This window comes from Dyadobacter fermentans DSM 18053, from assembly GCF_000023125.1.
GTDB classification, from domain to species: domain Bacteria; phylum Bacteroidota; class Bacteroidia; order Cytophagales; family Spirosomataceae; genus Dyadobacter; species Dyadobacter fermentans.
On the sequence record NC_013037.1, the window covers coordinates 4,642,501 to 4,668,786 of the forward strand.

Annotated in this window: 22 protein-coding genes and 2 rRNA genes (1 of these 24 only partly in view); 11 read left to right on the top strand and 13 right to left on the bottom strand. The window is 49.9% G+C overall.

Features of this window, described 5'->3' with window-relative positions:
- Positions 1-1,413, top strand: a 23S ribosomal RNA gene (locus tag DFER_RS18940) (it extends 1,405 nt beyond the left edge of the window).
- 80 nt (positions 1,414-1,493) lie between these two features.
- Positions 1,494-1,605 (top strand): 5S ribosomal RNA (gene rrf / locus DFER_RS18945).
- Between the two features lie 683 nt (positions 1,606-2,288).
- Here rrf and dxs read toward each other — a convergent pair.
- The 4 genes from dxs to mutL form a co-directional block, all read right to left on the bottom strand.
- Positions 2,289-4,232, bottom strand: a complete 1,944-nt coding sequence (gene dxs / locus DFER_RS18950; RefSeq protein ID WP_015813256.1) for a 1-deoxy-D-xylulose-5-phosphate synthase — start codon at positions 4,230-4,232, stop codon at positions 2,289-2,291.
- Between the two features lie 87 nt (positions 4,233-4,319).
- Complete coding sequence (locus tag DFER_RS18955; RefSeq protein ID WP_015813257.1) at positions 4,320-5,234, bottom strand: rhomboid family intramembrane serine protease; 915 nt, start codon at positions 5,232-5,234, stop codon at positions 4,320-4,322.
- 9 nt (positions 5,235-5,243) lie between these two features.
- Complete coding sequence (locus DFER_RS18960) at positions 5,244-6,029, bottom strand: rhomboid family intramembrane serine protease (protein WP_015813258.1); 786 nt, start codon at positions 6,027-6,029, stop codon at positions 5,244-5,246.
- A gap of 57 nt (positions 6,030-6,086) precedes the next feature.
- Positions 6,087-7,976, bottom strand: a complete 1,890-nt coding sequence (mutL, locus tag DFER_RS18965) for a DNA mismatch repair endonuclease MutL (protein WP_015813259.1) — start codon at positions 7,974-7,976, stop codon at positions 6,087-6,089.
- A gap of 243 nt (positions 7,977-8,219) precedes the next feature.
- On the opposite strand from mutL, the gene DFER_RS30185 reads away from it, so the two are divergent.
- A complete protein-coding gene (locus tag DFER_RS30185) occupies positions 8,220-8,384 on the top strand; it encodes a hypothetical protein (RefSeq protein WP_015813260.1) in 165 nt (54 codons plus the stop codon).
- Positions 8,385-8,477: 93 nt separating this feature from the next.
- On the opposite strand, the gene nagB is transcribed toward DFER_RS30185, so the two are convergent.
- Positions 8,478-10,418, bottom strand: coding sequence for a glucosamine-6-phosphate deaminase (nagB, locus tag DFER_RS18970; RefSeq protein WP_015813261.1), 1,941 nt, complete (start codon positions 10,416-10,418; stop codon positions 8,478-8,480).
- A 353-nt stretch (positions 10,419-10,771) separates the two neighbouring features.
- Between nagB and glyA the strand changes: the two genes are divergently transcribed.
- From glyA to serS, 5 genes are all read left to right on the top strand, one after another.
- Positions 10,772-12,073, top strand: a complete 1,302-nt coding sequence (glyA, locus tag DFER_RS18975; protein ID WP_015813262.1) for a serine hydroxymethyltransferase — start codon at positions 10,772-10,774, stop codon at positions 12,071-12,073.
- A gap of 232 nt (positions 12,074-12,305) precedes the next feature.
- Positions 12,306-13,007, top strand: a complete 702-nt coding sequence (locus tag DFER_RS18980; protein WP_015813263.1) for a tetratricopeptide repeat protein — start codon at positions 12,306-12,308, stop codon at positions 13,005-13,007.
- 118 nt (positions 13,008-13,125) lie between these two features.
- Positions 13,126-13,623 (top strand): 6,7-dimethyl-8-ribityllumazine synthase, encoded by a 498-nt coding sequence (ribH, locus tag DFER_RS18985; protein ID WP_015813264.1) that lies wholly within the window; start codon positions 13,126-13,128, stop codon positions 13,621-13,623.
- Between the two features lie 161 nt (positions 13,624-13,784).
- Positions 13,785-15,143 carry an aspartate kinase gene (locus DFER_RS18990; protein WP_015813265.1) on the top strand — a complete coding sequence of 453 codons (1,359 nt, stop codon included), beginning with the start codon at positions 13,785-13,787 and terminating at the stop codon, positions 15,141-15,143.
- 57 nt (positions 15,144-15,200) lie between these two features.
- Complete coding sequence (gene serS / locus DFER_RS18995; protein ID WP_015813266.1) at positions 15,201-16,493, top strand: serine--tRNA ligase; 1,293 nt, start codon at positions 15,201-15,203, stop codon at positions 16,491-16,493.
- 68 nt (positions 16,494-16,561) lie between these two features.
- Here the strand turns inward: serS and DFER_RS19000 are convergent, their stop codons facing one another.
- The 3 genes from DFER_RS19000 to DFER_RS19010 all read right to left on the bottom strand — a co-directional run bounded on the left by DFER_RS19000 (position 16,562) and on the right by DFER_RS19010 (position 20,561).
- Entirely contained in the window at positions 16,562-17,899 is a 1,338-nt protein-coding gene (locus tag DFER_RS19000; RefSeq protein WP_015813267.1) for a MutS-related protein, read from the bottom strand.
- Positions 17,900-18,042: 143 nt separating this feature from the next.
- Positions 18,043-19,293: a hypothetical protein gene (locus tag DFER_RS19005; RefSeq protein WP_015813268.1), complete on the bottom strand. Its 1,251-nt coding sequence runs from the start codon at positions 19,291-19,293 to the stop codon at positions 18,043-18,045.
- A complete protein-coding gene (locus tag DFER_RS19010; protein WP_015813269.1) occupies positions 19,290-20,561 on the bottom strand; it encodes a hypothetical protein in 1,272 nt (423 codons plus the stop codon). Before DFER_RS19010 ends, DFER_RS19005 begins: the two co-directional genes overlap by 4 nt.
- Positions 20,562-20,746: 185 nt before the next feature.
- Between DFER_RS19010 and DFER_RS19015 the strand changes: the two genes are divergently transcribed.
- On the top strand, positions 20,747-21,886 hold the full coding sequence (locus DFER_RS19015) for an acyl-CoA dehydrogenase (protein ID WP_015813270.1): 1,140 nt from the start codon (positions 20,747-20,749) through the stop codon (positions 21,884-21,886).
- Between the two features lie 172 nt (positions 21,887-22,058).
- Entirely contained in the window at positions 22,059-22,988 is a 930-nt protein-coding gene (locus DFER_RS19020) for a helix-turn-helix domain-containing protein (RefSeq protein WP_015813271.1), read from the top strand.
- Between the two features lie 141 nt (positions 22,989-23,129).
- Here the strand turns inward: DFER_RS19020 and DFER_RS19025 are convergent, their stop codons facing one another.
- Complete coding sequence (locus DFER_RS19025; RefSeq protein ID WP_015813272.1) at positions 23,130-23,561, bottom strand: nuclear transport factor 2 family protein; 432 nt, start codon at positions 23,559-23,561, stop codon at positions 23,130-23,132.
- 124 nt (positions 23,562-23,685) lie between these two features.
- Here DFER_RS19025 and DFER_RS19030 point away from each other — a divergent pair, with 124 nt between their 5' ends.
- Positions 23,686-24,027 (top strand): hypothetical protein, encoded by a 342-nt coding sequence (locus DFER_RS19030; protein WP_015813273.1) that lies wholly within the window; start codon positions 23,686-23,688, stop codon positions 24,025-24,027.
- A gap of 45 nt (positions 24,028-24,072) precedes the next feature.
- Here DFER_RS19030 and nadD read toward each other — a convergent pair whose 3' ends face one another.
- The 4 genes from nadD to DFER_RS19050 form a co-directional block, all read right to left on the bottom strand.
- Entirely contained in the window at positions 24,073-24,645 is a 573-nt protein-coding gene (gene nadD / locus DFER_RS19035; RefSeq protein ID WP_015813274.1) for a nicotinate (nicotinamide) nucleotide adenylyltransferase, read from the bottom strand.
- Between the two features lie 15 nt (positions 24,646-24,660).
- Positions 24,661-25,230: a guanylate kinase gene (gene gmk / locus DFER_RS19040; RefSeq protein WP_015813275.1), complete on the bottom strand. Its 570-nt coding sequence runs from the start codon at positions 25,228-25,230 to the stop codon at positions 24,661-24,663.
- Between the two features lie 9 nt (positions 25,231-25,239).
- A complete protein-coding gene (locus DFER_RS19045; protein WP_015813276.1) occupies positions 25,240-25,443 on the bottom strand; it encodes a hypothetical protein in 204 nt (67 codons plus the stop codon).
- Positions 25,444-25,608: 165 nt separating this feature from the next.
- Positions 25,609-26,208: a sigma-70 family RNA polymerase sigma factor gene (locus DFER_RS19050; RefSeq protein WP_015813277.1), complete on the bottom strand. Its 600-nt coding sequence runs from the start codon at positions 26,206-26,208 to the stop codon at positions 25,609-25,611.
- Positions 26,209-26,286 lie beyond the last annotated feature (78 nt).

Below are 26,286 nucleotides of genomic sequence, written 5' to 3' on the forward strand. Positions count from 1 at the left end.
CAGGTTAATATTCCTGCCCCTGCATGCAGTGTGAAAAAGTGACGGAGCGACGTGGGTGGTACGTACTGACGGAATAGTGCGTTGAGCGGAGCCTACGGGCGATGCGAACCATTGAAGACGCTTCCAAGAAAAGCTTTTGAAACTCCAGCTGTATGCAGCCCGTACCGTAAACCGACACAGGTAGTCGAGAAGAATATTCTAAGGTGCTCGAGTGAATCACGGCTAAGGAACTCGGCAAATTAACCCTGTAACTTCGGGAGAAGGGGAGCCTCCTCGCAAGAGAGGCCGCAGAGAAATGGCCCAGGCGACTGTTTAGCAAAAACACAGGGCTCTGCCAAATCGAAAGATGACGTATAGGGCCTGACACCTGCCCGGTGCTGGAAGGTTAAGAGGGGATGTTACCGCAAGGGAAGCATTGAATCGAAGCCCCAGTAAACGGCGGCCGTAACTATAACGGTCCTAAGGTAGCGAAATTCCTTGTCGGGTAAGTTCCGACCTGCACGAATGGTGTAACGATCTGGGCACTGTCTCGGCCGTGAGCTCGGTGAAATTGTAGTAGCGGTGAAGATGCCGCTTACCCGCCACGGGACGGAAAGACCCCGTGCACCTTTACTATAGCTTTGCATTGTTTTCGGGTCAGGGATGTGTAGGATAGGTGGGAGGCTGTGATTGGGCGTCGCCAGGCGTTCAGGAGCCAACGTTGAAATACCACCCTTCGCTGGCCTGGGATCTAACTTGACTGCGTCAAGGACCGTGCATGGTGGGTAGTTTGACTGGGGTGGTCGCCTCCAAAAGTGTAACGGAGGCTTCCAAAGGTCTGCTCAACACGCTTGGTAACCGTGTGTGGAGTGCAATAGTACAAGCAGGCTTGACTGCGAGACCGACGGGTCGAGCAGGTGGGAAACCAGGGTATAGTGATCCGGTGGTTCTGTATGGAAGGGCCATCGCTCAAAGGATAAAAGGTACGCCGGGGATAACAGGCTGATCTCCCCCAAGAGCTCACATCGACGGGGAGGTTTGGCACCTCGATGTCGGCTCGTCACATCCTGGGGCTGGAGAAGGTCCCAAGGGTTCGGCTGTTCGCCGATTAAAGTGGCACGCGAGCTGGGTTCAGAACGTCGTGAGACAGTTCGGTCCCTATCTGTGGTGGGCGTAGGAAGATTGACGGGGGCTGACCTTAGTACGAGAGGACCGGGTTGGACCCACCGCTGGTGAGCCGGTTGTTACGCCAGTAGCATGGCCGGGTAGCTATGTGGGGAATAGATAAGCGCTGAAAGCATCTAAGTGCGAAACTAGCCCGAAGATGAATCTTCCACATAAGGGTCGTTGTAGACTACGACGTTGATAGGCTGCAGGTACACGTGTCGAAATACACTCAGCTGAGCAGTACTAATTACCCAACAGCTTGCACATTTAATCTTTATCCTTCATCTCTTCTACTTCCAATATGACATGAAAATCAATGACTGGTTCATTGATAACTCAAAGAGCTTGTTGGTGACTATTGGACTGGTGTTCACCTCTTCCCATCCCGAACAGAGAAGTTAAGCCCAGTTCCGCCGATGATACTTGGATCAAACCTGGTAAAGTAGGTAGTCGCCACAATTATTAAAAGCAAAAGCATCCTCATAAGGGATGCTTTTTTGCGTTTTGGGGTGCTCACCTCTTCCCAGTCGTGCGCGACCCCGGTCCGAAACAGAGAAGTTAAGCGGGGCTGCCTAAGCCCGGGTCCGCCGATGATACTTGGACTGGGCGTCCCCGACTAGGCGTCCCCCGACTGGGCGTCCCCCGACTGGGCGTCCCCGACCAAACCTGGTAATGTAGGCCGGGCCGCGTAGGCGGGGCGCGCAGCTTAGCCGCCACAATTATTAAAAGCAAAAGCCTCGCAGAAATGTGAGGCTTTTTTGCATTTTGGGTGTTGATTTCTTCTCACTTGATACCGAAATATCAAACTGTGATTCGGCACCGATATTTGAAATGGGCATCTCCAATCAAGCCTTGGCAAAGTAGGCATGAGCCGCGAAGCCTAGCCGCCACAATTATTAAAATATAACGCTGCTCAGAAATGGGCGGCTTTTTTGCATTTCTGAAATTTGAGATTGAGCGGCATATTGTGGAAGTATCCCCAGGATTCCTTTGAAGCCCCAGGAATATCATTTTTTCATCCAGCGGGACAAGTTGCTAAGCCTACCAATGATAGCGTCCTGCACAGCCGATTTTGCCCCTACCAAGCCCACAACAAAAAAGCCGATCAAACGACCGGCTTTCTATCTCAAAGAATTTTTTCTCTAATGCATTAAAGAGGCGACACGGGAACGGCGTTGCATCACTTCTACCGAAGCCGATACAATCCCTTTTGTATCTATTCCGCATTCGTGATACAATTCGGCTGGTTCGCCGTGTTCGATGATTGTATCTGCGATGCCGAGACGTTTGATTGCGCTGCTGTATCCATTGTCAGCCATGAACTCGACCACTGCGCTGCCAAATCCGCCTTGCACGCAGCCATCTTCCAGTGTGATGACTCTCTCATAGGATGAGAAGATTTCGTGCAGCAGAGCCTCATCTAATGGCTTTGCAAAACGCATATCATAAAGTGAAGCGCTAATGCCTTGTTTCTCTAAGTCTTCACAAGCCTGCAACGCGAAGTTTCCAAGCGGGCCGAGAGATAGGATGGCAAGGTCGCTGCCACTCCGGACTTTGCGGCCTTTTCCAATCTGAATTTCTTCGAATGGTGTTTTCCAATCCGGCATTACTCCATTGCCTCTTGGATAGCGGATGGTGAATGCGTTTTTGCCTGACTGAAACGATTCCAGCTGGGCGGTGTACATCATGTTCCGTAGTTCCTGCTCGTTCATCGGCGAGGCGACCACCATATTTGGAATACAACGCATGTAAGCAATGTCATACAAGCCATGGTGTGTCGGGCCATCGGCGCCTACGAGGCCTGCCCTGTCGAGACAGAATATTACTGGCAGTTCCTGAATGCATACGTCGTGCACGACCTGATCGTACGCGCGCTGCATGAAAGTGGAATAAATGTTACAATAGACCACTTCGCCGCGTGTAGCCATGCCCGCCGAGAAAGTAACAGCGTGCTGTTCGGCGATGCCGACGTCGAAAGCCCTTTCAGGAACGGCTTCCATCATGATGTTTAGTGACGAGCCGGACGGCATGGCAGGCGTGATACCGACAATTTTGGGATTTGCTTTCGCCAGTTCTACAATGGTATGGCCGAAGACATCCTGGTATTTGGGCGCCTGAGGCGTGTCGTAAACTTTTTTCTTGATCTCCCCCGTGATTTTGTCGAAAACGCCGGGAGCATGCCATTTCGTTTGGTCCTTTTCAGCCGGTCCGTAGCCTTTTCCTTTTACGGTAAGGCAATGCAGCAGCTTTGGACCCGGGATGTTTTTAAGGTCTTTCAATACTTCGGTGAGATGGCTGATATCGTTGCCATCAATCGGGCCGAAATAGCGCAAGCCAAGCGATTCAAACAGGTTGCTCTGGCGAAGAATGGCGGTTTTCATGGCCGTCTCCACTTTTGAAACAATCTCCTGAGCACTTTTGCCGAAGTTACTCATCTTGCCGAGCAGGTTCCAGACTTCGTCTTTGAACTTGTTATAAGTCTGCGAAGTCGTGATGTCGGTCAGGTATTCTTTCAGCGCACCGACGTTCGGGTCGATGGCCATGCAGTTATCATTGAGGATGATCAGCAAATTGGAGTCCGTGGCGCCGGCGTGGTTCATGCCTTCGAAGGCCAAACCGGCCGTCATGGCACCGTCGCCGATGATCGCGATGTGCTGGCGCTGGAAGTTCTTTTCCAATGCTGATGCCACCGCCATTCCGAGCGCGGACGAAATGGATGTCGACGAGTGACCTACACCAAATGCATCGTAAATGCTCTCTTTTCTTTTGGGAAAACCGGATAACCCGCCGTAAACGCGGTTGGAATGGAAGTCGTCGCGGCGACCTGTAAGGATTTTATGCCCGTAAGCCTGGTGACCTACGTCCCACACAAGCTGATCGTCGGGCGTATTGAAAACGTAATGCAATGCTACGCTCAGTTCCACCACTCCGAGGCTAGCGCCGAAATGCCCGCCGTACACGGACACGTTGTCTATAATAAATTGCCTTAACTCGTTGCAAACCTGCGGAAGCTGAGAACTGTCCAGTTTTCGGAGATCTTCGGGAGAATTAATTGTTGCTAATAATTTTCCTGGCGTTATAAGCATACCGTAGGGCTATTGAATCAAATGTACTCGCTGTCCGCTTCTATTAAATAGTCACAAAATTAAGCAAATACGCATTAAGTACGACTATTATTTTTGCTGGCTCGCCTTGAACAGCTTCTGCTTTTCTTCCCGGGTCAGGCTTTCGTAGCCCGATTTGGAAATCTTATCGAGGATCGAATCGATCTCCATCTGATCAGGCATTTCGATCGTGCCGGATGATGACGATGAATACACGCTCGTGCTGCGGTATACCTGCCGTTCGCGGTAGGTTACCTGCATGGACGGACGTTTGCGGAAAATACGCGACCATACCGACAGCAACCCGTAGATCGGCTTACCCAGATCTGTCCCGTTTTGCAGCAGTTTGATGAAAACATAACCGGTGAATGCGCCGCCCAAATGCGCCAGGTTACCCCCGGCATTCGGGCCGACGGTTTGGGCCAATGAAAGGATAATGTAAAAAAGCGCGATGAACTTGATGCGGACAGGACCCAGAAAAATCAGGTTAAAAGTATAATTCGGCAACAATGTGGACGCGCCTACCGCCACCGAAAATGCCGCCGCCGATGCCCCCAGCATGCGAGACCCTTCTATATGTGCCTGAAAATAAGGCAGTAAGTTATATAATACAATGTAAATCAGCCCGCCGGCGATCCCGCCAAGCAGATAGAGTGCTATTACTCTTTTGGCACCCAGATACTCATCTACCAGTTTCCCGAACCAGTACAGAAAGAGCATGTTGAACAGAATGTGGAAGATGTCGTCGTGTGTGAAAAAGTAGGTGATCAGCGTCCAGGGCTTGTAAATGAACTCCTGCGTGGCAGCAGGAAGCTGTAACATATTGATCACCAATGCATATACGTTCGAGGACTGCGATAGGGTAAGCACAATCTTCATGAGCAGCAGGATCAGGAACACCGCTGTATTTACCAGGATAATCTTAACAAGTGCGTTCTCGGATTTCGCGAATTCCCGCTTAACGTCGTCAACAATATTGCTCATCTTCTTCTTCTAATAGAAATTTGACTTTTGCGTACCCCAGTAACGCAACAATATATATGCAAATAGCATTCCTCCAACGTGCGCGAAGTGGGCAACATTATCGGACTGAGCATTTTGTATCCCCGAATACAATTCGAAAAGCCCGTAAAAAGCAACGAAATATTTTGCTTTGATCGGGAACGGTACGAACAGGAGAAACAACTCCGTATTCGGAAATAACAAACCAAACGCCATCAGAATCCCGAAAATCGCTCCCGAGGCCCCGACCATAGGTATGCTGATAGACCAGGCGTAATATCCTTGTACCAGCTTAATACTCTGTTGAATATACACGGAATTGGTTGGATTTCCTTCGAAAGAATTTAAAAATCCGAGGTTCGGTTCATAAAGTGGTTCGGCATGTTTGCTCAGGAAGTCGGCCAGGCCGTCGGGCGTCGGATTTTGGGTAAATAACTCAACAGCCTGTGCTACCTGCCAGTTTTCATATAGCCCTATGCCGGAGAAAAGCATCCCCGCGCCGATACCGGTCACAAAGTAGAATATCAGGAAGCGTTTTGGCCCCCAGACCCTTTCGAGCAGCGGCCCGAACATGATCAGACCGAACATGTTGCTAAAAAGGTGTCCGATGCCGCCATGCAGGAACATGTAGCTTACAAACTGGAAAATATGGAACTCGGGCGACATCACCGGCATAAGCGCGAATTGCCCTTTCAGACTGAAAACGGAAGAATCTATGAAGTAGAAAAGTATATTCAGAATCAGCAAATTCCTTACCGTAGGGGTTATGGCTAACATATTTAGTTCGAATTCAAATATTTAACTTCTATAACTCGACAATGCCGGCTTTTGTTCTTAATTCCTGAAGATATTGGCCAGCTTATCCATGGTCAGCAAAACGATAATCGGGTCTCCACCGGGCGTCCGGTTCGGGTCCGATGATGAAAACAACTGGTTCATGAGCGTGTGTATTTCCATGTGCGACAGTTTCACCGCATAACGAACCGAAAAACGCTTTGCCAGCGACCGTGACAGGCTTTCCGGCTTGTTCAGTTTAAGGTCGGAATAACTCTGTTTGAGTTGCTCGATCAGCTCTTCGAACAAATCCTGCTCGCTTTCTTCCGGCAAATCGGCCGGAATGCCCCGAATGATCAATTCATTGGTTCCAAATTCGTCGAACTCAAATCCCAGACTCCGAATCTCCTTTTTCGTTTCATGCACGAGCTGCATGTCCGAATGCGTGAGGCGGATCGTTTTCGGGAAAAGCAGCTGCTGGCAGGCGCCGTTGCGGTTAATAAGCATCTTACGATATCTTTCGTATAGAATGCGTTCGTAGGCCGCCTTCTGGTCGATGAGCATGATCCCGTCTTTTACCTGCGACAAAATGTAGCGGTTGTGAAGCTGGAACAACAATGCGTCCGCTTCCGGTGCAGCTACCACTTCTGAGGCCATCCTGTTTACCTTGCTGGCCACGGTTTTCGCCTGCTCCTGGTACACCGGCCGCGATGCGGAAGGTGCATTCATTTCAAAAGCAGCAAGTTCGCGGTGCCGGTCGTCCGTATTTTGCAGCCCTTCGAAAAGCTTGCTCCAATTCGTCAGGTTGGATTTGGAAGCATTGCCTTCACTTTTGCGCGGTTGTGCGGCCCAGTCGGGCATGACGGTGCGCGGGATAAGGTTCGGGCTGGGGTCGGTTGGTGTGGTGGGGTTCAGGAAATTGATGTTTTCCTCAAAATCAATGGACTGCGATAGATTATAAACGCCCACGGCCTTCTTCACCGCCGCCATGATGATGGCATAAACCGATCGCTCGTCGTCGAACTTGATCTCCGTTTTAGTGGGGTGAATGTTGATATCAATGTGTGATGGGTCGATATCAATGAACAACACATAAAACGGATGACTGCCTTCGGGAATGGTCCCGTCGAAAGCGCTGATCACCGCGTGGTGCATGTAGTTGTGCTTGATAAACCGGTCGTTTACGAAAAAGAACTGCTCGCCCCGGGTTTTGCGGGCAAATTCGGGCTTGCCGATGTATCCACGCACTTTAATGTACGAAGTATCTTCCTGGCAATAGGCCAGCTGCTCGCGGTAGCTTTTGCCGTAAATATCGATGATCCGCCGGACCAGCTTCACCGGTTGTAGGTTGAAGACCTCCGTATCGTTATGATGCAGCGTAAAACCAACCTCCGGATGCGCCAATGCCACGCGCTGGAACTCGTCGAGCACATGCCGCATTTCGACCGAATTCGATTTTAGGAAGTTTCTTCGGGCAGGCACATTGAAAAACAGGTTGCGAATGGAAAAGTTTGTGCCTTTTGGGCAGGCTACCGGCTCCTGGGTTTTGATTTCCGAGCCGTCAATGCGGATGAGCGTGCCCAGCTCGTCCGACTCCTGGCGCGTGCGCATTTCCACCTGCGCCACCGCCGCGATGGACGCCAGCGCTTCGCCGCGAAAGCCCATTGTCCTGATCCTGAACAGGTCTTCCGACTGCCTGATTTTGGAGGTAGCATGCCGTTCGAAGCTCATCCGCGCGTCTGTTTCCGACATTCCGGTACCGTTGTCGATCACCTGGATGAGGGTCCGGCCGGCTTCGCGCAGGATCACCTGGACGTTCGTTGCCTTCGCATCAATCGCATTTTCCATCAGCTCCTTCACGACCGAGGCGGGTCTCTGAACGACCTCCCCTGCGGCGATTTGGTTGGCTATGGAATCGGGTAATAGCTGTATGATGTCGGATGAAGGCATGTCGGAAGTGGCAGTTAACTTTACTATAACAAATAAACAAAAATTTTTTTTACTGCCTGGCCACTATTCGCGGGTAGCAACTCGGGGCGCTGTACTTTTCCAATATTTACGATTGAAATAATTACATTTAATATTCAAATTTTATAGAAAATTTGATCGTTAGTAGTGTAAAAGCTTGTTGAATATTCATTATTTGTATAACTTGGGATACTAATCGTAAGTAAATAAGCACCTGATCCTGTTATGAAAACGCCAATTATCAAGAGATTTAACTTCACAATGGCATTGCAATGGCTCATCTTTTTGCCGGTCATTCTGCCGCTTTGCATCATTTTCGGCGCCTTGCAGGGCGTGATGAATATGGTTGAGAAAATGGCGCACCGGATGTGGGCTGACATGGAATTGTAGGCACGGCACCGCACATATCGGATCAGCGTATCAGGTAGATATAAAATGAAAAGAGCCCGGAATTTCCGGGCTCTTTTCATTTGCAGTATTTGCTTAGAACTTCCAGCGTACAAATGCTTCCATCGCTTCGTACTCGGCCAGGCCGAGGGAATCGTAGAGTTGCGCGGTGCCGCGGTTGCGCTCCTCCGCACGTTGCCAGAACTCGCGGGAATCTTCTCCCTGGAACACCACACCGTCTTTCTGCGACTGGTGTTTGAAAATTCCCTGGCGTTTTTTCAGCACCTGGTCAGGGCTCATCGGCACCGCCATTTCGATTTCATAAATATCCCACTCAGCCCACGCGCCGCGGTACAACCACACCCAGCAGTCTTTCATGAAATTCTTATGTTTCGAACGCTGCAATGCGGCTTCGATCGCGTCCCAGCACACTTTGTGCGTTCCGTGCGGATCGGCAAAGTCGCCGGCGGCGTAGATCTGGTGCGGCTTGACCTCCTCGATCAGGTTTTCGATGATTTTGATATCTTCTTCGCCGATCGGTTTTTTCTGGACTGTGCCGGTTTCGTAGAACGGCATGTCGAGGAAATGCGCCTGGCTGGTAGGAATGCCCACAAAACGGCAGGTAGCTTTCGCTTCACCACGGCGGATCAGGCCTTTCACCTTACGAACCTCGGGGCTATCGATCTCGCTGTTTTTGGTATGTCTCAAAAATTCCTTTGCATCCAGGAAGAGCTTATTCGCATTCGGGCTCTCGATGTCGAAGCCAGTGTTGAAGTCGACTACAAAATCAATGAAACGCAATGCTTCATCGTCGGCTACGGCGATGTTACCCGAAGTCTGGTAGGCCACATGCACTTCATGACCCTGATCGACGAGGCGCTGGAATGTACCGCCCATTGAAATAATATCGTCATCCGGGTGCGGGCTGAAAATCAACACGCGTTTTTTCGCGGGCTGTGCACGCTCCGGACGGTGCGTATCGTCCGCATTAGGCTTACCACCCGGCCAGCCGGTGATGGTATGCTGCAATTGGTTAAATACATTTATATTAATCTCATAACCAGCACCATATTGTGCCAGCAAGTCACTCATACCATTGTCGTTGTAGTCCTTGTCGGTCAGTTTCAGTATGGGTTTTTTCAAGGTTTGCGACAAATGCGTTACCGCTTTCTTGATCATTTTATTATCCCAAATCACCGAATCCACCGCCCAAGGCGTCTTAATGCGAGTCAGTTCGGAAGCAGCACTTTCATCTACGACAAAGCTCACGTCGGCATGCGCTTGCAGGTAGGAAGCGGGGTTCAGCTCGGTTACAGGACCTTCTACGGCACCTTTGATTACCTGCGCTTTTCTTTCACCCCAGGCCAGCAACACCACCCGGCGTGCATTCAGGATAGGCGCCACACCCAATGTGATTGCCTTGCGCGGTACATTGTGCAAGCCACCGAATTCCATGCTGGCCGCAGCGCGCGTAGAATGGTCGAGGGTGATGAGGCGGGTATGTGAGTTGATGAGCGAGCCCGGTTCGTTGAAACCGATGTGGCCGTTACCCCCGATACCGAGCAGCTGGAAATCCAGTCCGCCTACCGCATTGATTTTATTTTCGTACGAAGCACAGTAATCACGGAGCAATGCCGCAGGTACGGTGCCATCCGGCAGGAAATAGTTTTCTTTCGGAATGTCGACGTGGTCGAACAGTTGCTCTTTCATAAACCGGTGGTAGCTGTAAATGGAATCAGGCTCCATTTGGTAGTACTCATCCAGGTTGAAAGAAATCACATTTTTAAAACTCAAACCTTCTTCACGGTGCATGCGCACCAGGATCGCGTAGACGGTCTTTGGCGAAGAACCCGTAGCAAGTCCCAGAACGCAAGGCTTACCTTCCTTTTGTTTCTGACGGATCAGGTCCGAGATCTCTTTTGCAACCGCATAGGACGCCTCTTTCGAATCGGCAAAAATCTGCGTCGGGATTTTTTCATAGGTAATGGGTTGCCCTATGGTGCCGGTGGTGCCTTTTCCATTGCTGGAAGCTTGCATCAGGATAGTTTGTGGACTTACCGTTTGTTGGCTCATAACTTAAAGTTGAATGATGTAAGAGTTTTCGTGAATAGACTGGAATTAAACCGCAAGTTACTCATGTGTTCGATCACGCACGAACGATTTGACCACAAAAGTACAACCTAAAACAATTATTCTTAAAATAATTTAAGAAATAACTTACACTTAAAACTACGCTTGCCGCCCGTCATAGGGCTATTTGTATGCACAATGCATTTCAGTCGGTTGGCACTTTAAACATAAAGTAAGTGTTCCTATTTTATTCCACAAGAAATGCTTGTAAATTTGCGGCTTAATTCCACGAGTATCACATCATTTTTCTGACAAATCCCATGTCTACACTCACCAGCGTTGAACGCGACACCGCCATTTTTGATCTGATCAACAGAGAAAAACATCGCCAGGAGTCTGGTATCGAACTGATCGCTTCTGAAAACTTCACATCGCGCCAGGTTATGGAAGCGTCAGGGAGTGTATTGACCAACAAATATGCAGAAGGCCTTCCGGGCAAGCGTTACTATGGAGGCTGCGAGGTGGTTGATGAAATCGAGCAGATCGCGATCGACCGTTTGAAAGAACTTTTCGGTGCTACCTGGGCTAACGTACAGCCACACTCGGGTGCACAAGCTAATACAGCCGTTTTCCTGGCTTGTTTGAATCCCGGAGATAAGATCATGGGTTTCAACCTCGCGCACGGCGGTCACCTTACCCACGGTTCACCGGTGAACATTTCAGGTAAATATTTCCAGCCTGTATTTTATGGTGTAGAAGCGGAAACCGGTCTGATCGACTGGGATAAAGTGGAGGAAACTGCATTGAAGGAGCGTCCGAAGCTTTTGATCTGCGGCGCATCTGCGTATAGCCGTGACTGGGATTACGAGCGCCTGCGCGCCGTAGCCGACAAAATCGGTGCATTGCTGATGGCCGATATCTCTCACCCGGCCGGTTTGATCGCGAAAGGTCTTTTGAAAGATCCGTTCGACCACTGCCACATTGTGACTACCACCACACACAAAACATTGCGCGGCCCACGCGGCGGTGTGATCATGATGCGCAACGACTTCGAAAACCCGTTCGGTATTAAAACCCCGAAAGGCGCGCTGCGTACCATGTCTTCATTGCTTGACTCGGGCGTGTTCCCGGGCACACAAGGCGGACCGTTGGAGCACATAATCGCTGCCAAAGCCGTTGCATTCGGTGAAGCATTGAGCGAAGGATATTACAACTATGCGACCCAGGTTGCGAAGAACGCACAGGCAATGGCTAAGGCGTTCGTGGACAAAGGTTACCGCATAATCTCGGGCGGAACCGACAACCACCTGATGCTGATCGACCTGCGCACTAAAAATGGTGTGGAATCAGGCCTGACCGGTAAACTGGCTGAAAATACATTGATCAAAGCGGACATTACCATCAACAAAAACATGGTACCGTTTGACGACAAATCGCCGATGGTAACCTCGGGTATGCGCGTAGGAACTGCTGCAATGACCACCCGTGGGCTGGTGGAAGCGGATATGGAGCGTATCGTGGACCTGGTTGACACCGTGCTGGTGAACAACGACAACGACGCGAAAATCGCCGCAGTGAAAACAGAAGTGAACGAATGGATGAAACAATATCCATTGTACTAATACATATTTAATGCATGACGCTGCGCGGTGACCCTGGTTGCCGCGCAGTTTTTGTTTTTGGCAGGTTAATGCATTGACTGGCAAATGAAAGCGCTCGAAACGCATTTGTCACCGTAAGCCTTTCGTTAACTAATGGTTGGCGGGAAATATATAACACAAAGAATTGTGTACTAACTTGTTTTGACTTAATCAATTTTTCATAACTTTGCACTCCAAAATCGAATTAATTGATATGAGCAAGAAAAATCCGGGCGAACCCGGGATTGAAATCATCGAATCTCCGGAGGCATTAGCGGGTCAGATCAATAAAGCTGAGGTTTTTTTCCTTAAAAACCGCAAGGTTGTGATGGGAATCGGTGTGGCGGTTGTGGTGGCTATTGCTGGTTTCGCGGGTTACCGTTTTTATATTGATGGTCAGGAAGGCACTGCTCAGAATGCCCTTGCGAGTGTCGTTTACGATTTTGAAGCTGATTCACTGCAAAAAGCATTGAACGGAGCCGGCGGAAATGAAGGTCTTCTTTCAATCGCTGATAACTACAAAGGAACCGATGCGAGCAACCTCGCGAGCTTCTATGCGGGTGTGGCTTTGCTGAAACAAGGCAAATATGACGAGGCGATCAGCCGTTTGCAGTCATTCAGTTCTTCGGACCTGCTGATCCACGCGCGTGCCCAGTCGTTGATCGGTGACGCTTATCTGGAAAAAAATCAGGCTGCTGAGGCTATCTCTTACTACAAGAAAGCAGCTGATTATGAGAAGAATGAATATTTTACACCCGTTTATCTGATGAAACTGGCGCTCGCTCAGGAAAAGGCTAACCAGCCTGCTGATGCGGTGGCTACGTATAAACGTGTTGTGGACGAGTTCCCGCTTTCCTCGGAAGTGGTGAATGCCAAGAAATATATGGGATTATTAGAGGGACAGGTCGGCAAATAATGGTTAACCCATTCTGTTTCTGAAAAAGGATAAAGCCGACTAAGGTTTTATCCTTTTTTTATTCATTTTAATCCGAAATCTTAAATCATACCTGTTTTCACAAACCCCTTGAAAATCAATGTCAAGCGCCGATAAAAACCTGAGCGTATTCACCACGGAAGGACTTCCGGATATCAGCAATAAAAAATTCGCGATCGTCGTAGCCGAATGGAACAGCGAAGTGACCGACAAACTCTTCGAAGGCGCTTACCAAACGCTGATCACCTACGGGGCGCTCCCTGCGAATATCGTCAGAGGTAATGTGCCGGGTAGCTTCGAGCTTACCCTAGCCTCGCAATGGTACGCCCAACGTGCCGATATCGATGCGGTGATCGCACTAGGCGTGGTAATCCAGGGCGAAACGAAGCACAACGATTACATCAACCACGCAGTAGCACAAGGCATTACCAACGTAAGCCTGAAATGCGATAAGCCAGTAATCTTCGGCGTACTGACTCCCAACAACATGGAGCAGGCACTGGATCGCGCAGGCGGCGTCCACGGCAACAAAGGCGACGAGGCGGCCATTACGGCGATTAAGATGATCGGGCTTAAAAATTTAATTTTGAATGATTGAATGATTGAATGAGTGAATAGGGCGTGTTACCGTTCAGGAACGTGAACCACAACTTAAAGCACATTCACTCATTCAATCATTCGCTCATTCACACATTAGACCATCGCCCGGCGACCCGATCAATCATTCAAAATTCAATCATTCAATCATTCATAATTACTATGCAAGTCTGGAAATTTGGCGGTACTTCGGTAGGGAAGCCTGAGCGTATGCACTCAATCCGCGAACTCCTCAACAATGATCCTAATCGTAAAATCGTGGTTTTGTCGGCTTTGTCCGGCTCGACTAATGCGCTGATCGCTATCGGAGAAGCGGCCAAATCGTATGACGATGCCAAGGCTGCGGCTTTGATTGAAGAGTTGAAAAATCATTACGATCTGTTTATCAAAGAACTGTATTCAACGCCGGAAGGCTTGGCAGCTGGTCAGCAGATCGTGGATTCCGAGTTCGGGTTTATCAAATCCGTGGTAAGCGTGAAGCCTTTTACCATTAAACAAGAGAAAGAGCTCGTTGCGGAAGGTGAAATATTGAGTACCAAAATGTTCCAGGCATACCTGGAAGAAAAAGGCGAAAGCTCGGTGTTGCTGCCTGCATTGGATTTCATGCGCATCGACGCCGACGGCGAGCCGGAACTGGCGACAATCGAGGAGAAATTGGTGACGATTTTGAACCAATATACCGACAAGCAAACGATCGTAACCCAGGGCTTCATTTGCCGCAACCCGCGCGAAGAAGTGGATAACCTGAAAAGAGGAGGTTCCGATTACACGGCATCACTCATCGGTGGCGCCATCCGTGCGGACGAGATCCAGATCTGGACCGACATCGACGGAATGCACAACAACGACCCGCGCATTGTGAAGCGTACCTTCCCGATCCGCGAGCTGACGTTCGAAGAGGCAGCCGAGCTGGCGTACTTCGGTGCGAAAATCCTCCACCCAAGCACCATTACGCCTGCCAAACTGCGCGGTGTACCGGTTCGTTTGAAAAACACCATGCAGCCCGAAGCACCTGGAACGCTCATCGCGACCCAGACTTCCGACCGCGACATCAAAGCCATTGCCGCGAAAGACAATATCACGGCGATCTACATTCACTCGACGCGTATGCTGAATGCTTACGGCTTCCTGCGCAGGGTGTTTGAGATCTTTGAGAAATATAAAACACCGGTGGATATGATCACGACGTCCGAAGTATCGGTGTCGGTAACGATCGATAACTCCGAAAACCTGGAACAGATTAGTGCCGAATTGCGCGAATTTGCTGATTTAGAGGAACATGACCGTGATCAGAACATCATTTGCATCGTTGGTAATTTCAGCGCCGACAAAGAAGGTATCGCCCTGAAAGTGCTTGATGCAATGAAAAACATCCCGATACGAATGATTTCGTACGGTGCGTCGGAGCATAACCTGTCATTGCTGATCCATTCAAAATACAAAGCGGAAGCATTGAATGTCCTCAACGAGCGCCTGTTCTTTTACGAGGACGCGATGAAGGACATTTTCACGGCTCCCTGATTTCAAAGCATTCAAATACTTAACAGCTGATCGCCGACGGCCGACAGCCGACAGCCCATGTTACAAACGAATTTTATCCGCGAAAACCGCGAACTAACCATCGCGGGACTGACTAAAAAGCATTTCAAGGATGCCGAGCAGGCGGTAGACCGCATTATCGAACTCGACGGCAGACGTCGTCAGGTCCAGCAGGAACTGGACGACGTGCTGGCTGCGTCCAACAACAAAGCCAAGGAAATCGGCGCATTAATGAAATCCGGCCAGAAAGCCGAGGCAGAAGCTGCCAAAGCCGACACTGCCGCATTGAAAGAGCGTTCCAAAGCTTTGGAAGAAGAGCATAAAGCATTCGAAGAAAACTTGCTGCAAGAGCTCGTAAAGCTCCCGAACCTCCCGCACGAAAGTGTGCCCGAAGGCCGCAGCGCGGACGATAATGTGACCGTTCTCGAAGCCGGTGCCAAGCCCGCATTGCACGAAGGCGCATTGCCGCATTGGGACCTGATCAGGAAGCTGGGTGGTAACCTGGCCCCGATCATCGACTTTGAGCTCGGTAACAAAATTGCCGGTGCCGGTTTCCCCGTGTACAAAGGCAAAGCTGCCCGTTTGCAGCGCGCCATGATCGCATTCTTTCTCAGCGAAGCGGGCAATGCAGGTTACAACGAGGTGCAGCCGCCGATCGTGGTGAATGCTGATTCAGGATTCGCGACCGGGCAGTTGCCGGACAAGGAAGGTCAGATGTACCACGCGACTGTCGACGATTTGTACCTTATCCCGACCGCCGAAGTGCCTGTGACCAATCTTTATCGCGATGTAATCGTGGCTGAAAGTGAGTTACCGGTGAAAAACGTGGCATTTACGCCGTGCTTCCGCCGCGAAGCGGGCAGCTGGGGTGCACACGTACGCGGGCTGAATCGTTTGCACCAGTTTGATAAGGTGGAAATCGTGCAGATCAACAAGCCGGAGGATTCTTATAAAGCCCTCGACGAAATGGTGGAGCACGTCAAAATGCTCCTCGAAAAGCTGGAACTGCCTTACCGCATTCTCCGCTTGTGCGGCGGCGATATGGGTTTCACGTCCGCATTGACTTACGATTTCGAAGTATGGTCGGCCGGGCAGGGGCGCTGGCTGGAATGCAGCTCGGTTTCCAACTTTGAAACCTACCAGGCCAACCGTCTGAAACTGCGCTACAAAAATGCCGACAAGAAAACGCAGCTGCTCCACACATTGAACGGCTCTGCATTGGCATTGCCGCGTATTCTGGCCGCATTGCTGGAAAACAACCAGCAGCCCGACGGAACCGTGAAAGTACCGGCGGTACTGGTGCCATTCTGCGGGTTTGATGTGATTGAGTAAGATGTGAGATTAATGCTGTGACCTCGGTTTGGTCTGTAACGCATTGAACCGTAATATGCAAAGGGCTCTCATTCCGATGAGGGCCTTTTTGCATTATGGAGCAATGCCGTCACGCCGGTTTGCTCCATAATTAGCCTGCCTACCTTCTCAAATGCGGTGCCTTCTTCGATTTTGAATGTGTTTTCAAATTGATTGTCCGTAATGCGGGTCCGGAAACAGCGGAAGCTGAGCCTGGGATGATCGGCGTAGTGCGTGATGAGTTCGTGGAGGTGTGTGGATACCAAAAAACGGGAGCCATAGAAATTGGCAAAGCCATCGAGCACCGTTTTGGAACAATGCAGCGCATCCTCCTGATTGGTACCGCGAAATAATTCATCCACGATCACAAAGCATTTCTCTCCGGCGCTCAATGCTTCGGAAATCTGTTTGATACGCATCATTTCATTGTAAAAATGGCTGAAACCCTGATCCAGGTCGTCGGAGAGATGAATGGAGGTGAAGAGCCTGTCGATAAATGGTAGGTGCAGCGATTTTGCAGGCACAGGCCAGCCCAAGTGCGCGAGGTATACGATAATGCCGCAGGTTTTGAGAAAGGTCGTCTTACCGCTCGTATTAGCGCCGGTGAGGATGCACACCGGGTTGCCGGGTTTCAGATCATTGGGAACCGCCTCTTCGATCAGCGGATGCCAGGCGTCTCCGGCGCTGAAATCATTGGAATCGCATTCAAAAACCGGAAAGGTAAGTTCATAAGCTCTGGCCGCTTTGACAATCGCCAGACAAGCATCCAGTTTGTAAAGGGTGTCGAGCATATGCCTGAATCCGTTCCTGTGGCTGATCCGAAAGTGATAGTCAAGGTAAAATGTAATGCGGTTTGAAATCTTATGATCTTTCTTGCCAAGCAAAAGAGACAGCGCAGGGGAGGAGACAAACTTCCGCAGCTCTGAAATATCGTCGGCAATTTCATCCGGAATAGCCGTTTCAGAAATATGATCCAAAGTGGATTGCACTGCTCTCAACACGCGCAAAGTTGCCAGCACGCCGCTTTGAATGCGATAATATTCGGCCTTGTTGCGCTTCGAGTACCACCAGGTGTCGAACCAATGCTTAATTGCATCCTGCGACATCGAATGCGCCACGCTCAACGCGAAGTAGCTTTCGGCCGCCGCTGCATAGGCTTTCGCAATGTTGATCCGCCATGCGGCCGGGTGGTTTGCGAAGGTTTTTAAAAGGTCCTGGAAGCGGATCGTGTCTTCCAGTGTTTCTTTTGGTTTGGTGATGATGTTTTTGAGGTAATCGGCACCGCCCAGCGTTTCGGTGTGGTTGTAGAATGCCAAAATGCTGGCTGTCCTGCTGTTTTCGGGCAGGATTTGCAGTTCGTGAAGGGTGTGTCGGTCTACGGGCTGCATCCGGGGCTTGGGGTTTTCCCAAATGTAGAAACCGGGACTGAATGCGGGCCGTTAAAGAAAGTTAAATTGGGGGTTGGTATCCACGTGCGTCAGGCTGCCAGTCGTCGTTTTTATCCGGAGGTAGCCGATGTTTGTGTGACCTGCTAGTTGGAAGAAACTTCGTGCTTTTTCGGGAATGCGAGCCAGATGAAATAGCCTGTCAGGATCACAATGGCAGTTTGCATGGCATAATCAATGAGCAGTTCGGACGATGCAGCAGGATCGGAAGGCGTCATGTAACAAGGCATCCCGAGCCGCCACCAGTACGAAGGATGCACGACGCAAAGCAGGTTGAATACGAAAAGAATCGTAACCTGTGTTTTGTTCTTCCAATCAATCACATAGAACACGAGCGGGATCAGGAAAAGGAAGATGTAATTGCTGTAAGCGCTCTGTTGTACGATCATCATCGTAGCATATAAAACGATCCAAACCTTGGAAAGCATCACGCGGAAGTCCGCATTGCGGAGGCGCCAGGCGGCCATGCAAGCCAGTCCGACCGATGCCACCAGCCCGATCCAGTTCCAGAACTTTTCGCCCACGCCGATGGAGTTGTAAAACCACGGATTAAGTACGGACTGAATGTTCGGGGCTCGGAGCGTTTTGGCCTCATCCAGCGGCTGCATGAATTCCAGCCCGACAAGCGGATAAAGAATGCCCAGCGAGATAATCCCGATCATGGCAACAGGGATCACAAAGCGCACTTTTTGTTTTTCCAATAAAAACAAGGGCACCATAATGAGCACGAAAATGGCCTTGGTCATCAACAGCCCAATCGCCAGAATTATGGCATACCACTCCACGCGCAATGTGCGCTCCCGCACGAGATAGGCGAGGATCACAAAAAGCCACATCCATACATCTTCCTGCGCGCCAATCACGCATAATACCAGCGAGCCTGGCAAGAGCAGGTAAATGATCGCGCGGAACAGGAATGTGCCGCGGGTTTGGAATGGCCGGAAAAAGTGGTAGGAAACGAGCAATGCAATGCCGTCCATCGCTGCCATCGTGAGCACGATCATCTTCGGGCTGTACCAAAGTTTGAGCCAGATGCCGAGGAAATAGGCGTAAAGCGGTGAGTAGGGCGACCAAAAGTCACGATAGACGATTTGCCCTATGGAAGCCTTGCTGCCTTCGTCCCAGAACCCGTTCACATCGGAGGTAGGCTCCATATTGGCGACAAGGTACACTGCGATAAATGGCAGCAGCCGCAGGATAACCCAAGCGACGCCCAACACGGCATTCGCCGACTTCTTTTCGAGCCATTCGGTCAACGATTCCCTTTTGAAAAGCAATGCGGCTGTAAGCAGTAATGCGGCAATGCTGATGGCGGTTTTGGCAAGGACTATGTTCATGCCGTTGCCAGGGTTTGAGAATGCACCACTTTACGGTAGGTTTCGCGGAGAATCCAGAGGAAGCAGAGCACATTCAGGATTTGCAGCACGTACTCAAACAGGTAGGAAGTATTTGCAAAAAGGCCCAGCGATGTATAGGCGGGCTGCTTGATATACACCCACACAAACGGCTGCACCACCGTGAGCCAGTCCAATGCGAGCAGCACCACCACGTGGAATGTCTTCCGGATGTCGATGATTTCAAACAAAACGGCCATCAGATAGGCGATCACATAGGCGCCCATTGCACTGGCCTGGAAGAGCATCATGCACACGAATACGGCAATGAAAATGCCCGGTAACACCTCGCTGATGTGCCGGTGGCGCGCTTTGAACGCCATGTACACCGGGATGAAAATGGTAAACAACAACCCAAACCAGTTGATAAGCGTCGATTTCTTTTCATCCACATGGAAAACGATTTCCACGAATGGCCGCAACACCGAAAACAGGTTGGGCGTCATGAGCTGCTCGGTATGCCGGATCGGCATGAGGAACAGGTCGCCGATTTGCCAGTACAGAAAGCCGACGGCCGGCAGCCCGATCGCCGCCATCACGAGTAGCATTTTAATGGGTTTTTTCACCATCACCAGCAATGCCGGCAGCAGGAATATGAATGTGACTTTGATCGTCAGCAGTGTCATGGCGTAGAGAATGCCAATGCCGACTTCGTAATTGCTTCTGTTTTTAATAGTATACCGCCAGATCAGCAGCGCGGCGCCCCAGAACCAGACTTCCTCCTGCCCATCCACCAGAATGTACATGAATGCGGCCGGCAGCATGTAGTAAATCGCAGCCAGTTGCAGCGCTTTGGGGCTTTTGCTTTTGTAAGTATCGTAGGTAAGCCAGAGGATGGCGCTTTCCATCAGCACCATAAACAGCACGATTGCCCGCGCATTGTGCCAGATCCACACCGGAATGCTGATAATGTAGGCATACAGCGGCGCATGGTACGACCAGAAATCGCGGTACACGAAACCGCCGGCTTTGGCGCCCTCCGCTTTATAGAAAAAGAAAGGAATGTCGCCCCGCGGCTCCTCGTTGACGATGAGGAAGATGCCGATCCACGGGATAAGCCGGAAGAGGACAAAGCCCAGGGTCAGGATCAGTTTATCGTTTTCGCGCTGCCATTTTGAAAACAGATCCGAACGGCTGATCGTCCAGATAATTCCGATTGTCAATGCAAGGTTAATGAGCAGCTTAATGTAAAAAACGGTAAGAACGGGCATGTGAATCGGTCGTGATCAGTGCGCAAACTTAAGACAACTTTTGTTGAAATCGGCTTTCAAAACCCAAAGTTTTAATCGGTTAGAGGAATGTATGCTTGCATACCTTTTTCGTAAATCCTATTTTTGAAAATCTTCATCCTCAAAAATCAACGTCTTCTATGTCAGCTTCCCAACCCCTTTCCGGAATGGATTTCAACCTCAGTGAAGAGCATCAGGCTGTGCAGGCCGCTGCACGGGATTTTGCACAAACCGAACTGTTGCCCGGTGTGAGCGAGCGTGATGCCGCCCAGCATTTCGACCCCGATTTGCTTCATAAAATGGGCGAATTGGGCTTTCTGGGCATGATGGTAGCGCCGGAATACGGCGGCGGGGGCATGGATACGCTCGCCTACGTGCTCGCGATGGAAGAGATTTCGAAGGTCGATGCGTCGGCAGGCGTGATCATGTCGGTGAACAACTCGCTGGTGTGCTGGGGACTTGAAAAGTACGGCACGGAGGCGCAGAAACAGCAATACCTGACGCGGCTGGCTGCCGGGGAGATCATCGGGGCGTTCTGCCTGTCGGAGCCCGAAGCCGGGTCGGACGCCACGTCGCAGCATACCACCGCATTTCCCAACGGCAACTATTATTTATTGAACGGCACAAAAAATTGGATCACCAACGGCAACACTTCGGCGGTTTGTTTGGTAATAGCTCAAACACACCCCGAGCTGCGGCATAAGGGTATCAATGCATTCATCGTCGAGAAAGGCTGGGAAGGCTTTTCTGTCGGAAGGAAGGAGGATAAAATGGGCATAAGAGCCTCAGATACACATACTTTGATGTTTTCTGACGTGCCGGTGCCCGCGGCAAACCGGATCGGCGAGGACGGCTTCGGATTCCGGTTTGCGATGAATGTCCTCAATGGCGGCCGCATTGGTATCGCGGCGCAGGCGCTGGGGATCGCGGCGGGTGCATTTGAGCTGTCCTTAAAATATTCCAAGGAGCGGAAGACATTCGGGAAACCGATCGCCGATCATCAGGCGATCCAGTTCAAATTGTCGGAAATGGCGACGAAAATTGAGGCCGCGCGGTTACTTGTCTACAAGGCCGCCCGGTTGAAGGACGAAGGCAGGGACTATATTCAGGCGGCTGCAATGGCAAAATTGTATGCATCCGAAGTGGCTATGTGGGTGACAACAGAAGCCGTTCAGGTGCACGGAGGCTATGGTTATGTGCGGGAATACCATGTGGAACGGCTCATGCGCGATGCCAAAATCACACAGATTTATGAAGGTACCTCCGAAATCCAAAAACTTGTAATCGCCCGTGAACTCCTTAAATAATTAGCGATCCCGGGAAAAGCCGATTTTCTTCTGAATCTTGGATTTAAATAATATCAAAATATCACTTTTTTTTAAATTTTTGTGAAACTATACTTGTATTAGTTTTGTACAATTTATTAGATTTGTACAAAATTTGAAAAATAGGTCAAAACGACCCTTAAATATATCAAGTATGGAAGACTATAATAAGATTATTGAGTCGTTGGGGGTGAAGTTTGTGAAGGCCCGTCATATCAGGATTTTACAGCCCATCACGATCAAAAACTTTTACGACGTACAGAACTCCCTGACCATTCTGTACGACGGTGAAGTTTCGTTCGGGTCCGATGAGCCTCAGAAGGTTGAGGAAGGCGATATGCTCTTCATTCCGGGCGGTAAGCATGCCACGGTGACTTACGGAAACGGCGCTTCCGCCAAAACCGTATCCAACGAGGAGTTCATGACCAATCGCGACAATTACATCGAGGCAGGCCATGATCCGGCATTGATCGGCAAGTTGCCCAACTCGTTCGGTCTGATCTCGTTCGAGGCAAAAGTTTTCGATACTGTAAACTTCTTCACGTCGCTCGACGTGCCTCCATTCCTGATCAAGCGCGACGACCAGATTGCCGCGACGATCAACCAGATCCTCACGGAAGATATGCTCGATACGCCGGGTAAAGGCCGTATCATCAAGATCAAAACCGAAGAGGTGGTGATCGAGATCATCCGGTATATTTTGAAAAACAAACTGTTCGTTGAGCAGCTCGTTACCAACAGTACCTATTTCAAAGATCCTCGTCTGATCGATATTTTCGCTTACATCAAAGACAACCTGGGCGGCGACCTGTCGAACAAGGTGCTCGCGAACGTAGCGAACGTTTCAGAGGATTATGTAGGTCAATATTTCAAAATGCTGACCGGTATCAATCCGCAGGACTACATTGAATACCAGCGCATGGAAAAGGCTGTGGACCTGCTCCGCACGTCGAAGAAAAGTATCCGCGCGATCGGTTCAGATGTGGGTTACAAAGACACCGCTTATTTCTGCCGCCGCTTCAAAATGATGTTCGGTATCCCGGCCGGAAAAATGCGCCGTCGCGAATCGCTGATGAATGTTTAGAATGTAATGTTAGACTATAATTGAAAAAGAGAACTGGTTCCGGTTCTCTTTTTTTGTGGGTTAATGTTGAGGATGCAGCTGTTTGGAGAGCTGCATTTGATGTTTCCCGGCATGTATGAATGCATTGATAACGCGATCACTTTATTGCGCAGGCGTCAGCTGCACGGTAACAACCCGCCAATTCCCGCCCGAACGCATGCACACGCTCGTATAGGCCACATCTCCGTTGAAGCCATTGTTCTGAATGCGCGCGCTCACGTTCCAAATCCCCTGCACAATGGCCACATCCCCGTAAGTACGCGTGCGTGTGCCCGTGAGCATGCCCGAATCCACGATAATGTAGCCTTGCGTAACCGCCTGCTGCAACGCACGGGCGTCGATCGTGGAGCCATTGAAATTGGTAACTGTAAAGTCGTTTGAAATAAGGCCGCTGATGGCATTAGCGTCTTCTTCCAGCAACGCTTTAAAGAACAGGTTGGAGCAGTCGGTGCCGTCGATGGGCTGGGGGGGATTGTTTTGCGCGAATGCCGTCGTGGCGATTGCCAGCAGGAAAATGGTCATGAGTTGCTTCATATGGTCAGTGGAATTACAACATTCTCGCATTGTATGGCTAGATTCGCCTCTGTTTTTGAATGAACGAACCAGTACAATGAAATTAGGTATAAAAATCCTTTTGAGCGCATTGATCTGCCTTGCAATGGCCTGTTCAAGCGCTCCCGATCAATTAGGTAAGCTGGACCTCAAAAAATGGCGTAGTGACCGCGGAGGCTGCAACGATGTGCGCAAAGGTCTGGAAGGTGATTTTAAAAGCGTAGAAAAAGAATTGAAAGGCAAGTTTGCGGACACGATCGGTGAACTGCTAGGCCGCCCCGACATTCACCAGCTGGGCGAGCGGAATACCAAATTTTATGTCTACTACCTCACCAAAGGCCCGCAATGCGAGAATATGCAGGCAAAATCGGAGTCGCGGAAGGTGATTTTGAAGTTTAATGCAGTAGGATTGCTGTCGGAGATCACTTACCAGGATCGCCCGTTATAAGCAAGTAGCGAGGCATTGAATCCCGATCGCATTTATGCGGGCTTTTTACTGATAAAACTTCTTGATTTTTATCAGCTGCTCCACCGGCTCGGGCACCATGTAGCGGATCGACTGGCCCTTTTTAATGCAAGCCCTCAAAAAGGTAGCCGAAATATCGAGCAACGGGGCCTGTACAAACTGCACATTCGGATGGTCGCCGAATGCATGTGCCTTTGAATTCGGGCGCGGGTAAACATACAGCCCGGTGTATTCGAGGATCTTGCCGTAGTTTTTCCAGTTCGGAAACTGTGCCAGGTTATCCTCCCCCATAATCAGCCTGAACTCATGCTGCGGATATTTCTCCTGCAAACGCACGAGCGTGTCGATCGTATAGCTCGGCTTGGGCATGTGAAATTCAATGTCGTTGGCCCGGAGCAATGCATTATCCGAAATAGCGCGCTGCACGAGGTCGAAACGGTCGAATTCGTGCAGGAGGCTACTGTTTTTCTTGAATGGATTTTGCGGGCTCACGATAAACCAGACCTGTTCGAGGTCCGTCGTCGTGGCCATGGTGTTGGCAATGATCAGATGACCGACGTGAATAGGATTGAACGATCCGAAAAACAGGCCGATCTTCATCGCATTGAATAAATTTTAGGATTGAATGAATTCCTGGACGAGCTGTTCCGCTTCGGCAAGCGCTGCATCCAGTTGGTCATTGATCAACACCCGGTCGAATTCGTGCTCGAAACTTTGTTCGTAACGCACTTTGGCTAAACGCGTGGCCAGCGTTTCAGGTGTTTCGGTGCCCCGGCCCGACAGCCGGCGCTGGATTTCTTCATCGGAGGTAACTTTTACGAATACGGCGAGTGCGGCTTCGCCATATGCTTCTTTCAGTTTTAAACCTCCCTTCACGTCCACATCGAAGAGGACATGTTTGCCTTCATCCCAAAGGCGCTGAATTTCTGATTTGAGTGTGCCGTAATAATTGCCGGCGTAAACTTCCTCCCATTCCGCAAACTGCTGATCCGCTATTTTCTGACGAAAGTCCTGCAAGGTCAGGAAGTAGTAATCTTTGCCATCCACCTCGTGGTCGCGCCGCTGGCGCGTGCAAGCCGAGACAGAAAATGCCAGTTGCTGTGTGTATTTATTTAAAAGATGCCTTACAATGGTGGTCTTTCCGGATCCGGAAGGGGCAGAAAATATGATAAGCTTACCTTTCACTCGAACAGATTAACTGTTAATTTTTGAAATAATCGTATTGAGAATGCTCTCCGGGCAAGGCTTCTTCACAATCTTGTTGTTAAGGGAATCCTTAATGCACTTTTCGAGTCGGTATGATTCGATACAAGGGATGCATTTATCCATGTTTTCGCGGAAGTGGTCTTTCTCTGCTTCGGTCGCCTCGTCATCCAGGATAGCCTGAATGATTTTCATACACTCAGCGTGATGCTCGCAGGTATGCTTCATTTGTTTTTGCGCAACTTCTGTTACAGAAGGCGTCGTGGAAGATGCATTCATTAGTTAAAATGAAAAAAGAATAATGGAATATTGTACAGTTGTACCCTATAACCGAAGAGGTTGCAAAAAAAGTTTCACAACCTATGAATCATATCCCATTGAGCTCGCGTAGCTTCTGAGTTTTTCTTTCAGGAGGTTACGCGCGCGGTGCAATCTGGATCTCACCGTTCCGATCGGAATGTCCAGGATTTTGGCCATCTCCTCGTAGGTAAAACCTTCGATGTCGCAGAGAATAATGACCGTTCTGAAGTCGACAGGCAGGGCGTTGAGCGCGTTAGCAACTTCATCGCCGATCAGTTCCTGTACAGCATCGGCACGGAGGTCTACGGTATAAGTGGTATCGGATGCTTCCTCGGAATTATAGGTCGTTTCAACTTCCTGATAATCAACTTTGGAAGGTTCTTTACTTTTTTTACGGTAGTCGTTGATGAAGCTGTTTTTGAGGATCCTGAAAAGCCACGCTTTCGCATTGGTACCCTGCTCGAAAGAAGATATAAAACGGAACGCCTTCAGATAAGTATCTTGAACCAGGTCGTTGGCATCGTCTTCATCCATGGTAAGGCGGAAGGCGAAGTTGTACATGGAGTCAATGTGTGGCATGAACTCGCGGTTAAATACTTCATAACGAAGATCGTCCGTGTATTCATTAGTCGTGAGCGTTTCTGACATGGCAACTAACATAGGAATGCTGAATTTACAAAGATTAATAACAGCTCCAATTCGTACAAATTAAAATTTGATAAACGGGTCAATGGAGCG